The 14,753-nt window shown below is 49.1% G+C and carries 10 protein-coding genes; 2 read left to right on the top strand and 8 right to left on the bottom strand.

The annotated features are described in order from the left end of the window. Nucleotides 1–8: 8 nt before the first annotated feature. Nucleotides 9–761 (bottom strand): DeoR/GlpR family DNA-binding transcription regulator, encoded by a 753-nt coding sequence (locus tag B153_RS0126575; protein WP_020599794.1) that lies wholly within the window; start codon nucleotides 759–761, stop codon nucleotides 9–11. A gap of 54 nt (nucleotides 762–815) precedes the next feature. Between B153_RS0126575 and nudK the strand changes: the two genes are divergently transcribed. Beyond that, nucleotides 816–1,403 carry a GDP-mannose pyrophosphatase NudK gene (gene nudK / locus B153_RS0126570; protein ID WP_020599793.1) on the top strand — a complete coding sequence of 196 codons (588 nt, stop codon included), beginning with the start codon at nucleotides 816–818 and terminating at the stop codon, nucleotides 1,401–1,403. A gap of 47 nt (nucleotides 1,404–1,450) precedes the next feature. On the opposite strand, the gene B153_RS35940 is transcribed toward nudK, so the two are convergent. The 3 genes from B153_RS35940 to B153_RS0126555 form a co-directional block, all read right to left on the bottom strand. Beyond that, nucleotides 1,451–4,000 (bottom strand): PIG-L family deacetylase, encoded by a 2,550-nt coding sequence (locus B153_RS35940; protein ID WP_020599792.1) that lies wholly within the window; start codon nucleotides 3,998–4,000, stop codon nucleotides 1,451–1,453. Between the two features lie 115 nt (nucleotides 4,001–4,115). Then, a complete protein-coding gene (locus B153_RS0126560) occupies nucleotides 4,116–5,546 on the bottom strand; it encodes a SusD/RagB family nutrient-binding outer membrane lipoprotein (protein ID WP_020599791.1) in 1,431 nt (476 codons plus the stop codon). A 33-nt stretch (nucleotides 5,547–5,579) separates the two neighbouring features. After that, on the bottom strand, nucleotides 5,580–8,864 hold the full coding sequence (locus B153_RS0126555; protein WP_040762134.1) for a SusC/RagA family TonB-linked outer membrane protein: 3,285 nt from the start codon (nucleotides 8,862–8,864) through the stop codon (nucleotides 5,580–5,582). 539 nt (nucleotides 8,865–9,403) lie between these two features. Here B153_RS0126555 and B153_RS0126550 point away from each other — a divergent pair. Beyond that, complete coding sequence (locus B153_RS0126550) at nucleotides 9,404–12,085, top strand: sodium-translocating pyrophosphatase (RefSeq protein ID WP_020599789.1); 2,682 nt, start codon at nucleotides 9,404–9,406, stop codon at nucleotides 12,083–12,085. 76 nt (nucleotides 12,086–12,161) lie between these two features. Here the strand turns inward: B153_RS0126550 and B153_RS0126545 are convergent, their stop codons facing one another. From B153_RS0126545 to B153_RS35935, 4 genes are all read right to left on the bottom strand, one after another. Then, nucleotides 12,162–13,346, bottom strand: coding sequence for an efflux RND transporter periplasmic adaptor subunit (locus B153_RS0126545; RefSeq protein WP_245564952.1), 1,185 nt, complete (start codon nucleotides 13,344–13,346; stop codon nucleotides 12,162–12,164). 262 nt (nucleotides 13,347–13,608) lie between these two features. Next, on the bottom strand, nucleotides 13,609–13,950 hold the full coding sequence (locus B153_RS0126540) for a YtxH domain-containing protein (protein WP_020599787.1): 342 nt from the start codon (nucleotides 13,948–13,950) through the stop codon (nucleotides 13,609–13,611). A 49-nt stretch (nucleotides 13,951–13,999) separates the two neighbouring features. After that, the gene (locus B153_RS0126535; RefSeq protein WP_020599786.1) at nucleotides 14,000–14,251 is read right to left on the bottom strand and encodes a YtxH domain-containing protein; all 252 of its coding nucleotides are present in this window, start codon (nucleotides 14,249–14,251) and stop codon (nucleotides 14,000–14,002) included. 268 nt (nucleotides 14,252–14,519) lie between these two features. Beyond that, nucleotides 14,520–14,753: transposase (locus B153_RS35935; protein WP_020599785.1), on the bottom strand; the 234-nt coding region annotated here is incomplete at its 5' end.

Here is a 14,753-nt window from a genome sequence, read left to right as displayed (position 1 = left end):
ACGGCCTGTCAATACAGTATCGTAACTCCGGCCTGCTGGTAAGCCGTCAACAGGTCGGGTGAGGCTGCGTTGTCCGTTATCAGCACATCGAATAGGGTCAACGGGGCAAACTGTAGGTATTTGGTTGTTTCCAGTTTTGACGAGTCACAAAGCAGATAGACCTGGGCCGATTGGCGGGCCATCGCTACGGCTGTGCTGGCTTCTTTTTCGCTGTTGGCCGTTAACCCATTTGCCAGCGAAATCCCGTCGACACCGATAAAGGCACGATTGGCACGGTAGCGGGCCATGTGTTCTTCGGCAATGAGGCCATGAACCGCCTGCCGTTCCTTATCGACTTCGCCCCCAACCAGATTGACGGCTACTTCTGAATGCATCAATTCAGCTACAACGGGCAACGAGTTCGTAATGACGGTGATTCGTTTATTACGAATAAATGGACAGAGCCGGAACACGGTACTTCCGCAATCCATAAAAATGACATCCCCTTCCTGAATCTCGTTGGCAGCCAACTGACAGATGTAGTCCTTACGTTCGGCATTGACAGCTGTTTTGTTGGCAAAGCGGTGCTTATCGGTAGCCAGACTCACTTTCATGGCTCCTCCGTGCGTACGATAAATCAAGCCCAGACTAGCCAGTTGGGTCAAGTCCCGGCGGATGGTCATGTCGGAGGTTTGTAGTAATTCTGCCAGTTCCCGTACATCAACCGAGCCTCGTTCGTCGACCGTTTGTACAATTCGGCTCTTCCGTTCTTGGAAATTCATTCGTTTCTACGTTGATTTGAACAAAAATAAACAAAAAATAACAAAAAAGAACAGATGCTTGCCGATCGCATACAAATCACGGAAGAGAAGTTGCTCTCCGATAATTGGTACATCCTGAAACGGTTTACGTTCAATTACCTGGGTAAAAATGGGCAATGGACGACGCAGCAACGCGAAGCCTATGACCGGGGCAATGGCGCTACCATTTTGCTCCACAACCCGCAGGCCGACACGGTAATCTTGACGCGTCAGTTTCGATTGCCCACTTTTGTCAATGGAAATCCAACGGGGATGCTTATCGAAGCCTGTGCCGGACTGCTGGACGATGAGCATCCCGATGATGCGATCCGACGTGAAACGGAAGAGGAAACGGGGTATCGGATACAGTCGGTTCAGAAGGTGATGGAAGCCTATATGAGTCCAGGTTCGGTTACAGAGAAACTGTTTTTCTACCTTGCACACTACACGGCCGATACCGAACGCGTAGCGGGCGGAGGCATCGATGAAGAAGAGATCGATATTTTGGAATTGCCACTGAGTCAGGCCATGGACATGGTGGCGCGGGGTGATATAATGGACGGCAAAACCATTATGCTGTTGCAGTACCTGCGGCTACAGCAACTTACCAACTCGTTGAATTAATCGCCGTGTGCAGTCGTGTTGAAGAACACGACTGCACGACAAAACGACTAGTTACGTTGCGATCCTGATACGGAAGCCGCCGGACTACTTGCTGCTGAGATCATATTGGCAAACAGGCGGTAGGCACCCGGCACCCCAGCGGGAAGTTCTCGGAAGAAAACCAGCCCCGTATACATAAAATGCCCTTTACCATAGGTAGCGTAGAGCAGACTGCCCAGTTTGGGAGCTTCGTTCTGGTCGTTGGCCGAAAAAATGGGTTCATAGGCTTTGTCCCACTCTTTAGCGAAATAAATGCCTCGTTCCTGAATCCAGCCGTTGAAGTCGGCATCGGTAATTTTGTTGGGGTAATTGAGCAATGGATGCTGCGGATTGATGAACGTCATTTTCGCGTCTTCTTCCGTAACCCGCTCAGCACCAATCGAGAAAGGATAGGGGCCAAGTTGGGGTAAAGCCGGGTCATTGCGCAGGAAGGAACTGCCGGGAGTTACGTATTGAACGATCAGGTTCCCGCCATTCTTGACGAAATCCAGTAGTTTAGGTTGATAACGGGCCAGCCAGGGATTGGTATTGTAGGCCCGAACCCCCGCAACAATTGCATCGTAGCCAGACAGGTTGCCGTTGAGTTCGGAAGGACCGAGAATTGTCACTTTACAGCCCATTTGCTGAAGCGCAGCCGGGACTTCATCACCCGCACCCACAATGTAGCCAATATTCTTCGCCGTTACCTTGATGTCCAGCTTTACCAGTTTGGCTTCGGCGGGGGGAAACAGGGTTTGAGTCGGAATATGTTTGTAGGCAATTTGTCGTAAGCCCGTGGTAAAGGTCCCATTGGAAGTGGTCATGGTGGCCTGAAGTTTACCATCTTTAGCTTGAGCCGTTGGCGCCAGCGTAAACGTTACCCGTTGCTCATCCCCTTTGTAGGTCAAAGAAAACGGAACGGAAGCTGGCTCAACTTTCCAGCCGGTCGGGGCCGCCAGGGTTAGCGTTCCCGATACGTTGGCACGGCCTGCTTTCAGGACCAGGTCGGCAGTTTTGGGGGTGTTGTCGCTGAAGGTAAATACACGTTCGGTCAGGTTGGCCGTCACATCGGGCTGGATGATAAACGGACGGTAAATTTCGCCATCAACTGGATCCGTCGATTTATACACGACTGGCCGCGTATACACAAACCGTTGACCACTAATCTCAACCGTGTAACTGGCGGCTACGGCGGGTGGGTTTTCGGGTAGGCCAATCAGTGGCTGGTTATCGACCTGAAACAAACCTTTGTCGATTGGTTTTTCGAGCCAGTAGGGTTGCGAAATCGTGTGCGTTTTTGGAATCGTGAGCGAAGTAGGGTATTGAACGACTTCGTTCGGTTTCAGCGGTAGGTTGAGGGTCGTATCTTTTCCGGTGGAGTAATGAACACCAACCAGTTTAACCGGAAACTCTTCCCGATTGACCACATTGGTCGATACTTTGATGGTTTCGCCAGGGGTAGCTGCAAAATCGGTCGGGTTGGTTTCGAACCACAGCCCCAGGCATTGCTGGATGAGGGTTTGAACCTCCTGCCGTTTTACGTTCACATAATTATTGGTCGTGTCCAGCTTTCCGAGCGCACTATAGAGCTGAACCAGTGTAGGTACGGATGCCGAAGGCTGATCGGGCTTGAAGGATGAAATGAGTTGGGTTACCTGGGCCTGAACGGCATCGCTATTTTTGACCCGCTTCCAGCTAACATCAACCCCATCGAACGGGTCTTTTTCAACCGGATCACCGCCTTTGAGCAGCAGATAGTCGATACGGGCATTTCGATTGGGGGCTACACCAAATCCCTGACTTTTGTGCTGACTCCGGCTTTCAGAGGCTATTTCACCATACGATTTGCCCAGCAGCGGGTTATATAGGCCCGTTTCGATCCCTATCAGATTCCCCGCTTCGTCGGGTTTTTTATTGCTCATAAACGCACCCGGAATAAACACATTCCAGAGAATCCGCTTTGCCTGCCAGGGCTTTACATAAGCCAGTTGTTCGGGGAATTTGGTGGGATCATTCGAGATTTTGAATGCTTCCTCAGCCAGATACCCTGATGCACTGTGGTGGCCATGACCCGCGCGAGCATCAGGTGGAAAACGGGTGATGATTACATCGGGCTGGTATTTGCGAATGATCCAGACTACATCGGCCAGCACTTTATCCTGGCCCCAGGTTCGCACGGCTTCGTTGGTCGATTTGGAAAAGCCAAAATCATAAGCCCGGCTGAAAAACTGATCGGGCCCATCGACCCGCCGGGCAGCCAGCAGCTCCTGGGTGCGGATCACCCCAATATTTTCACCCTGTTCGGCGCCGATCAGGTTTTGCCCGCCATCGCCCCGGGTCAGCGCCATATAACCTGTTCTGACGAGCCGCCCTTTTGCCATATAGGCCAGAAACAGCGTATTCTCGTCGTCGGGGTGAGCCGCTACGTAGAGCACCGTACCAAGAACATTGAGCTTTTTTAGATTGGAGAGAATTTCGCCAGCCGGAGCCGGTTTGATGGGACCATAAGGGACCTGAGCGAATACGGATAAGCTGAGCAGTAAACCAGATAGTAGAACGAGTAGGCGTTTTGGAAGCAACACAGTTAGGAGCAGTTAAGATGGAATGGACAAATTTACAACGAAAGCATAGAAAAGGCTACCCCAAAAGGATAGCCTTTTAACCCGCATTACCTAACAACTAAACGTATTGTCTTTATTGATAAATGGGAAGTTTCAGAAACTGCGTCGGCAACGGATTCGGTACATTCGGGTTGGTGTTGATTTCATTCTGGGGGTAGATGTACCGTTCTGGTTTTTGAGTACCTGCGTATAGAGGAATTGGCAGTTGAACAACTGGCGACGCTTTTTCAAGCCTACGGACGTCGTTGAACGATTCGTATTGCATCAGAAAAACGATGTACCGCTGGGTGATAATTTCGTACAGCAGCGCTTGCTGAGTAGTAGCCAGCTTGGCGGGGTTCGCCAGCCCTGCCGCACCAAAGTCACTCAATGCGTATGCATCATACTTACGGCCCGTTGTTGAAAACGTTTTGCCATTGATATATCCATTGGCCAACCCGGCCCGCACACTGTTGAGGGCATCCAGTGCCTTATCGGTAACTCCAAGCCGGGCCTGCGCTTCGGCCAGAATAAGTTGGTTTTCGTAATAGGTAAGCAGAGGGTGGGGGGCATCTTCGGTAAACATACCATCTTCGGTATTGGGGTCCAGCGCACCCGTTGTTGAAATACCGACCTTGAAAAAATGGTTGTAAAGTGCGGTTTCATTGGTTTTGGTATTGCCAGAGGCAACCCGCGATTTCATCAGAGTCGGCAGATAAGCCCCGTCGAAGCCCGTATCGCCTGCACGGGTAATCCGGAAGAAATCATAGTTCTGATTATCGTCAACGCCCTGGCTGGTGCCGTGGGGCGTGAGCGCATCGCCAGCCGTGCTGCCAATACCCGAACTGGCGTTGGTAACGGCTTTGGCATAATCGCCGGTGTGGAGGTATAAACGGGCTTTTAGGGTGTAGGCAGCCGCTTTCCATTTTTTTACATCACCTTTGTAGATAAAATCCTGCCCCCCGAAAGCCAGACCCGCCGGAGCCGATAAATTCTGGATGGCATTGTCGAGCGTAGTTTGTAAAGCTGCGTATACATCCGCCTGTTTATCAAATACGGGCGTTGGGTATTTCACATCGTCAAAAGCCTGGCTGTAGGGAATATCGCCGTAAAAATCTGTAGCCTTGGCCAGAACAAGTGCTTCTAGTACCTGCCCAACGCCTTTGGTCCATTTATCGCCCACGGCATCGGCTTTTGTCTGAATCAGACGGGCCTGACTGGCTACCGGGTAGAGTGGGCTCCAGCTAAACGTTCCGGCCGAAACGATGTAGCTGGCAAAGGTCTGGTGCTGCCGGGATAACCCATTCAGTTGACCAGCCCAGATGGCAGCTATCCGAACGTCGGTATCTTCGTGGAGCATCGCTACGCCCAGCATCGTTCCTGAAAGCAGGGTTACCACGTCGACGTCGGTTACGGCATTGGGATTGCTTTTGATATTGGATTCATTGAATAAATCCTGGCAACTGCTTAGGAGTGTCAGACTCAGCAAAGCCGTCGTAAGTATATGCGAAAATGATTTTTTCATGGAAGTATCGTTTTAAATGGCTGGGGAGGCCGTTTAATAATTGATTTTGATCGATAGCAGGATCGATTTGGTATTCGGGTTCGTGAACCAATCCTGTCCACGCGCCAGACTCGGTCCGGTGATGCTTACTTCAGGATCGGTACCCGTGTAGTTGGTCCAGAGGAGGACATTTCGCCCGGTAAGCGCAAAATCAACAGACGAAAGATGGGTGAACTGCCGGAAGCCAGGACTACGCAGACTATAAGTAAGCGTTACTTCGCGCAGGCGGGTAGAGCCGCCATCTTCGACGAACTGTTTGGTAGAGGCCGAACTAAACGAGGTACCGGGTCCCTGATACCAGGCCTGGGTAAGGGCTACGGGGCCTCCACCAAAGTCGGCGATATTGCCCTGGAATTTCGTACCTGCTGCAATCAGGGCTCCATTATAGTCTTTAATGCCACCGGCTGGGGCTACCGACGTATGGCCTACATCGCCATGGGTTCCGATCAGATACAAAGCTCCCCGTGTACCGTTGTAGAAGTCATTGCCGTACACTTTATCGAACAGTACGTAAAGCGATACGCCTTTGTAGGAGAAGGTGCTGCCTAACCCACCCCGCCATTTCGGATTTGGGTTCCCCACAATTTCGTTGCTGGTGCCGCCCTGGGGGAAGCCATTGGCATCGAGTTTGTACCGACCTGATTCGTCTTTAAGAAAATCCGTTCCATAAAACACGCCAAATGGCTGCCCCGCAATCAGGGATTGACCCGCGTAGGTGTTGGGTAGTGTATAAGCGGCTGCTCCTGCCAGCGAAATCACTTTGTTGCGGTTCAGCGAGAAATTGGCCGACAGGTTCCATTTGAACGCACTTTGTGGAAACAGATCGGCACTGGCATCCAGTTCTAACCCTTTATTGGACAACTCGGCCGCGTTGATGTTACGTACCGAATAACCCGTTTCGTAGGGAACAGGCAGCGACAGAATAACATCCTTTGTGCTGTTGCTGTAATAGGTGCCTGAGAAGGTAAATCGGTTATTCAGGAAACGCAGATCGACCCCCACTTCGCTTTCGGTTTTTCGCTCAGGTCGTAGGAAGTCATTGCCAGCCGTTGTGCTGCGAACGTACCCTCCTCCGTAAAGTGAACTAGCTGCCGACACACCATTCGCGTAGGCATCGCCATAAGTTGCCGGGGCAAATGTGGTAAAGTTCTGGTAGGGTTGCGGCTGAATACCCACCTGCCCCCAGGTCAGGCGAAGTTTACCGAAGCTGAGGAGAGGGCTACTTTCCAGCCCTTTTAACTTACTGAATTGCCAGGCCAGCGCTGCCGATGGGAAAAAGAAGCTGCTGTTTGTTTTTGACCCAAACGTCGATGCACTTTCGTCGCGGCCGGTCAGCGTCAGAAACAGCATGTTATACGCCTGTAATTCAGCCTGTGCATAGTAGGCATAAGTCCGAATCAACTGGTTATAGTTGCTGGCCGACAGGTTCGAGTTGAGCGCATTGGTCAGGATGTCGGGCGCAGTAGGCACAATCAGATTGGTGATTTGGTCCGACAGTGTCGACAATCGGCGGCTGTTGTAATTGACACCGACTAGTACAGAACCGTTAAAATTGTCGCTGAAGGTTTTGTTGGCATTGACGAAAACATCGGTGTTGAACTGCTTTTCGGTAATCCAGTTTTTGGATAACAGTCCCGTCAGGAAGGACGCTGAGTTACGGGCAAACCGTTCTAGCCGGGCATCGGTATAGTTGTCGATACCCGTACGTCCGGTAATGCTTAGCCAGGATTTTGGGGTAATGTTTAGCTCTACATTGCCCGTAATTCGATCCACATCGCTGGTGTTACGATTATTATAGATGTTCCAGACCGGGTTCGAATAAATGGTATTCTGGTCGATTCCGAGGGGGTTTCGATACGATACATGAACATCATTGAACACTTGTCCGGCGGCATTGGTGTACGTTCCGGTATAGTATTGGTTATTGAAATCAGGTGGTGTACGCGTACCGCCAAGTAAAATACCATCGAGGTTGTCGCCCTGCTGAATTCGGGACGAAGACACCTTTGAGTAAGCTGCTGACGCGGATGCCCGGAACCATTCGGTAAACTGGCTGCTGGCATTAAGACGGGCCGTGTTCCGCTGATAGTTACTGAATGCTTTGATGATGCCATCCTGGTTCAGGTTGGAGTAGCTTAGGGCAAAATTTGACCGGGCATTACCACCACTGATGTTTAGTGCGTTGTCGGTATAATGACCAGTCTGAAACACATCGTCGGTATGGTCGTAAATGTCCTTCGAATTTTTGCCCCCATGCGGGTTGGCGGCTGTGCCAGAGGCTATCGCATACCGTTTGGTGCCGTCTGGGAAGGTGACAAATCCCTGGTAACCGGCGGCATTGGGGTCTGTAATGTAGGTGTCTGGCCCGCCAGTTCGGTCGGCAATCAGATCGCCATAGCTATACTTGTTGCCCTGAATGAATCGGCCGTTGTTTCCCTGCCCGTAGGTGGTTTGCAGAGAGGGCATTTTATTGACTTTATCGAACGAGACGGTCGATTTGAACGAAATGTTCACTTTACCCTTCGAATCTTTGCCTTTTTTAGTGGTAATAACGACCACACCATTGGCCGCACGAGTGCCCCATAAGGCGGCCGCCGACGCCCCCTTTAAGACCTCCATACTTTCAATATCTTCTGGATTTATGTCGTTGATGCGTGACTGCTGCACAATGGCGTTACCAGCCGCTGAGCCATCATTGAAATTGGAATTGCTGACCGGAATCCCATCGACAATAAAGAGGGGCTGAGCATTCCCATTGATGGTGTTCTGACCGCGAATCTGTATGTAAGCCCCTGCTCCTGGATCACCCCCACTTTTGGTAATCACTACCCCGGATGTTTTGCCACTGAGCCCCGACAATAGACCTGTTTCGCCGGAACGGGCGATGTTTTTACCCTCAACGGTCGAAATAGAGGAGGCAAACTTGTCGCGTTCTTCTTTAACACCCAACGCAGTAATAATTACCTCATTCAATTGCTTGGTGTCCGTTTTGAGCAGAATATTAATCTCCGTTCGTCCGCCAATAAGCTCTTCAATGGTTTGCATACCTACTGCCGACACAACCAGGGCAGTGGCATTCGTCGGAATACTTAGGCTGTATTCTCCTTTCGCATCGGTTACGGTTCCCAGCGTGGTACCTTTTACAACAACGGTAGCTCCCGCAAATCCACCAACGCCCTCTTCCGCCGTAACGGTGCCACTTATCCTGCGACTCTGCGCCCACGACAATGAGAAACTTAAGCCTACTATGAGTAGACTCAGCAGTAAAGACTTCTTCATGGCAATCAGCTTAGTTAAGTTAAGAAAGTGTACTGTCAAGCCTTTCCTTTTGGGAAGGTTAGCCAATTATAGTGAAATTATATTTTATTAATAAAATTAAAATTAGAATAATATTCTGTATTTATGATTTTATATGAAATTATTTATAATTTAATGGAGATTTAATTTTGTTACTTCGCTGAAGGGCTGTTCAGCCAATAACAGTCTGTCTTGTTCATGCAGGAGAATGAGTATAATTCTGGTTGCTGGAGTGAGTGCTTTTAAGGGTAATGTATTAATTGATAGTTTATATGGATAGGTTGGTGAATCGAAACACGTATCTCTTTTACTATGTATGTTTAAGTAATCGAAAAAGTTGAGTATAAACCCTGGGTTTTGTAGCGTATAAGGATCGTAAATACGCTTTTTTGTCGTTTTGGTTCCTAAAAAAAACGTAATTAACCTCAAAAAAAGTCAACAAACGCTGATTTCAACGTTGGGTTATTTGCCTCAAAAGCTATCTTTGGGGCAGTTTATTTCTAAAACCTATACTTAGTCGCATGAATTACAGTGTTTATCTGGTTCCCCTATTGGGTCTGGTCGGGTTGGTGATTATGTACACCAAATTCCTGTGGGTTTCGAAGCAGGAAGCCGGCGATGACCGGATGCAGGAGATCGCGTCGTACATTGCCAATGGTGCCATCGCTTTCTTAAAAGCCGAATGGCGCGTACTTACTTATTTCGGTATTGTTGTAGCCCTCCTGCTGGCTTATTCAGGTACCCTGGTTGAAAATTCCAGCCCCGTTATTGGTTTGTCATTTGTGCTGGGGGCTTTCCTGTCGGCTCTGGCAGGTTATATCGGGATGAATATTGCTACCAAAGCTAATGTCCGTACCGCTCATGCTGCTCGTACCAGTCTGTCCCGTGCGTTAGACGTATCGTTTACGGGTGGTTCGGTAATGGGTATTGGGGTAGCTGGTCTGGCCGTTTTAGGCTTAGGTAGCCTTTTCCTCGTATTGTATAATACCTACGTAGCCTCAACCGGCGATATGAACGGGTTACCGATGGAGCGAGCCCTGGAAGTACTGGCTGGTTTCTCCCTGGGTGCGGAATCGATTGCTCTGTTTGCCCGGGTAGGCGGTGGGATCTATACCAAAGCGGCCGACGTAGGGGCTGACCTGGTTGGTAAAGTAGAAGCGGGTATTCCGGAAGATGATCCACGTAACCCGGCTACGATTGCCGATAACGTAGGTGATAACGTAGGCGACGTGGCGGGTATGGGTGCTGACCTTTTCGGGTCTTATGTGGCAACGATTCTGGCTACTATGGTGCTGGGTCGTGAAATCAAAATCCCTGCCGATATGAATATTATTGGTCACGCGCCCATCGTATTGCCGATGATGATTGCGGGGCTGGGATTGATCTTCTCTATTATTGCTACCTATTTCGTAAAGATCAAAAATGACGAGGGTAGTGTTCAGGGGGCCTTGAACATGGGTAACTGGGCATCGATCATTATTACCATCATTGCTTCCTATTTTCTGGTGACTAACTACCTGCCCGATGTGACGATGGAAATTCGTGGTGTAGAGTTTTCCCGGATGGATGTGTTCTATGCGATTATTACGGGTCTGATTGTCGGCGCCTTGATGTCGTCGATTACGGAATATTATACGGCTATGGGTCGGCGGCCGGTATTGTCAATTATTCGCCAGTCGGCTACCGGGGCAGCTACCAATATTATCGGCGGTCTGTCTGTTGGTATGGAGTCAACGGTATTACCGATTCTGGTACTGGCGGCTGGGATTTACACGTCCTATCACTTCGCAGGTCTGTATGGGGTAGCTATTTCGGCGGCTGGGATGATGGCAACCACGGCTATGCAGTTGGCGATTGATGCCTTTGGGCCCATTGCTGATAACGCAGGTGGTATTGCTGAAATGAGTTACCTGCCTGAGGAAGTTCGGGGTCGTACCGATATTCTGGATGCTGTAGGCAATACGACAGCAGCTACCGGAAAAGGCTTCGCTATTGCTTCGGCTGCGTTGACTGCGCTGGCGTTGTTTGCTGCGTTTGTTGGTATTTCGGGTATTTCGGCCATCGATATTTATAAAGCTGACGTACTGGCCGGACTGTTTGTGGGGGCCATGATTCCGTTTATTTTCTCGTCGCTGGCAATTGCCGCTGTAGGCCGTGCTGCCATGAAAATGGTGGAAGAAGTACGTCGTCAGTTCCGCGAAATTCCGGGTATTCTGGAAGGCACGGGTAAACCTGAATATGAAAAATGCGTGGCGATCTCAACACAGGCATCGATCCGCGAGATGGTTCTGCCTGGTGCCATTGCGTTGAGCGTTCCAGTTATTGTAGGCTTTATCTTTGGACCTGAGGTGCTTGGTGGCCTGCTGGCAGGGGTAACTGTTTCCGGGGTGCTGATGGGTATTTTCCAGAACAACGCCGGTGGCGCATGGGATAACGCCAAGAAATCATTTGAGAAAGGCGTCGATATTAATGGACAGACCTATTACAAGAAGTCGGAACCACACAAAGCATCGGTTACGGGCGATACGGTAGGTGATCCGTTCAAAGATACATCAGGTCCATCGATGAACATTCTGATCAAACTGATGTCGATTGTTTCGCTGGTCATTGCGCCTTACATCGCGGTTCAGTCGTCCGAAACACCAGGTTACAATCGGGAAGGTAAAGAAGCAGCTGGTACAGAGCTACCCCTTGAAGAATCGACAGCCGCCGATAATGATAAAGTCAGCACACCCAATGCAAAACTTGGCGAGTTCAGCGTACAGAAGCTGAGCAGTGGTATTGAACTGAACATTCCTGAGTTCGGTATCGAAAACAAGCTGCTGGCCTTCATCAAAGGCGATAAGCCCGTTGACAAAACAACCTGGTTCGATTTTGACCGGCTGCTGTTCCAGACGGGTAGTGCTACCTTGGAGCCGCAGTCGCAGGAGCAGTTGAAAAACATTGCTGAAATCCTGAAAGCCTATCCAAATGTGGCTGTCAAACTAGGCGGCTATACCGATAATACGGGGAATGCGGCTGCTAACCTCAAACTCTCGCAGGATCGGGCTAACTCGGTTCGGGCCGAACTGGAGAAGATGGGCATTTCGAAGGATCGGCTGGAAGCAGAAGGCTATGGTCAGGAACACCCCGTTGCTTCCAATGATACGGAAGAAGGTCGTGCGCAAAACCGCCGAATTTCTGTTCGGGTGACGAAGAAATAATAGAAACGTCCTAAAAGCAGAAAGCCCTACAACGAGAAAATTAGTCTCGTTGTAGGGCTTTCTGCTTTTAGGACGTTTAGTTTCCCAGAGCGTTGTAAATCAGAAGGTTGTTGGCTGTTACAACCCGGTCGCCGGGAGCAAGACCACCTGCCAGATACGTTTTCGGGCCGATGGATTTATATATGTCTACTTCACGGACCATTGGCTGGTTCTTCTGGTTGACCATGACCACGAAGTTGCGGTTTTTGTCGAATACAACGGCTTTTGCCGGGATCGCTACCCGCTTGTCATGACCGGCGTAAGTTACACTCACATTGGCAAACATTTCGGGCTTAAGCCGATAATCGGCGTTGTCCAGCGTAACCCGAACTTTCAGGGTTTTACTTTCAGGGTCAAGTACGTTAAAGATTTTATCGATGCGACCATGAAAGACTTTGTCGGGGTAGGAGAGCGTTGTAATGGTTGCCTGATCTCCTTCTTTCACATTGGCAAGATCGGACTCATACACGTTGGCCAATACCCACACATGATCAAGATTGGAGATGGTGAACAAATTTTCGGGATCATCGGAGCGAAGTTCCATACCCTGAGCCGCCGTTTTTTCAACGATAAAACCACTAACAGGCGCCTTGACAATGTATACTGATCCATTGCCACCTACAATCCGACGACGCTCATTGACTCGGTTTACTTCGCCCTTAGCCGCTTCCAGTTGCTCTTTACTGGCCACCAGATCTTTCTGCGAACTCAGTCCTGCTTTGGTCATATCTTCCGTTACCTGCATATTTTTCTGAGCTAACGAAAGCTGGCTTCTAGCCGCTACGGCCTGTTGTTCCAGATCGGCCAGATCGCCCGAGCGAATAACCGCCAGCGTTTGCCCTTTCTTCACATAATCGCCCAGGTCTGCCTTCAGGGTTTCGATATGCCCACCAACTAACGGGAATACTTTTACGACCTGGTCCTGATTGAATGTGATCTTACCCGTCAAATTCAACTCATTACGGGCATTTTCCAGTTTGGCAGTGTCCAGTGCGGCTGTCGCCAGCAGATTTTTTTCCTGGCGGGCCTTAGACTCATCAACGGCCGTTGATTGTGAGGCTGAATGACTACAACTGCTTAGCCCCATAGTCAGTAATAACCCAGCACTTACGACCATTAACCGATTGCGGTAGGCTTGTATGTGCTGAGTATAGCCGGGAAGTGCCGAACGATTGGATTTAGCAAACGCGTGTTCGGCCTCTGGCAGGATACGTATTAGCATAGGTTGGGCCTCAAGGCCAAACCTGAATTGAAGGAAAGCAAACAGATACTTTTTCATGTAAATGATTCTCCTTTAGCCCATTCTATGTATATGGCTGGTTGGATCGGCTAAAAGATGAAGTAAAAGTCTTATTTGCTAATTAAAGGACGCTTAAGGCCACATTAAAAGGTTATTAAACACATTAAAAACAAGATTCCCCATCTGGTTGGCCAGATGGGGAATCTTGTTTTTTCAAAGACGTTGAGTAAATCCAGAGAATCGATTAGTTCAGTTTGGCATTGTCGGCCAGTTGGTCAACTTTGTCATTGTACTCCTCTTTAGCATTCTCTTTGTTTTTATTAAAAGCAGCCTGCGCCTGATCTTTATACTGATTATACTGATCTTTGGCTTTGTCTGCATATTGGTTCACCTGGCTTTTGGCTTGTTCTAAACCTTCTTTGACTTGCGAAACGCCTTTTTCCCATTGATCTTTCAGATCGTCGGTACGTTTATTAGCTTCCTCCGTCAATTTGTCACGTGTTTCTTTTCCACTGCGGGGAGCCGTTAGAATTCCGATAACGATCCCTGTAATAATGCCGGCCAGAAAATCTCTTGAGCTTCTCATACTGTATTGTGTGTTTTAGGTGAGTGTCATTTTAGTTGAAAAGCATTGACTATTGTTTAGCCTTCCGCTTTGCCTGAGTGGTTAACTCGTGCGTTTTTTCGGCTGCTGAATCAACATAGTCATTGTATTGCTTTTTAATACTGTCTAAGCCCGACTGAAGTTGATCCTGCAAATCTTTAAAAAACGTATCTGATTCAGACGAAATACGCTTACGGGTTTTTTTGCCGCTCTCTGGAGCCAGCAGAACACCTATAACTGCGCCAACCGCTAATCCTACTAAAACTCCTGGTAATGATTTCATGGTTTCTAACTTTTGTGAATGACTTATGGTTCCAATCATGCTAATGTAGTAGAAAATACTGTACCATAAAGCTAATCAAAAGGTCAATCGTCTGTAAATTAGTTATTTAAGCGTAAAGCTGATATGTTGATCTGAGGATTTTTTTCTACAATGACGTCCACGTTTTACGCAATTAGTTGTGGATTCAATCCGTTTGCAGTCTATCGTTTCAACAAGTTTCGGATGCCGGTTAGGCGGATCAAGGATAATACTTGTGGAGTAACTTGGATTAAGCATATAATTGAGACAGCCTATATAAGAAGAATGCCACGTTACCAACCCCTCTGAACTGAGCCCGAAACGCCTTGATCTTGGCATTGAATGACTCCGCTGAGGCATTCGTACTGCGGTTGTCAAAGTAGTTGAGAATCGTTTCATAGTGATTCTGGATCGAACGAGCCACCGTGTTGAAGGCCTTAAAACCCGCTTGGCGGACTTTCTCATGCCATTTAGCCAACCGGGC

Origin of the sequence: Spirosoma panaciterrae DSM 21099 (assembly GCF_000374025.1) — a bacterium.
Classification (GTDB): Bacteria; Bacteroidota; Bacteroidia; order Cytophagales; family Spirosomataceae; genus Spirosoma; species Spirosoma panaciterrae.
Note: the sequence above shows the minus strand (reverse complement) of the source record. Positions and strands in the feature narration are given on the sequence as shown.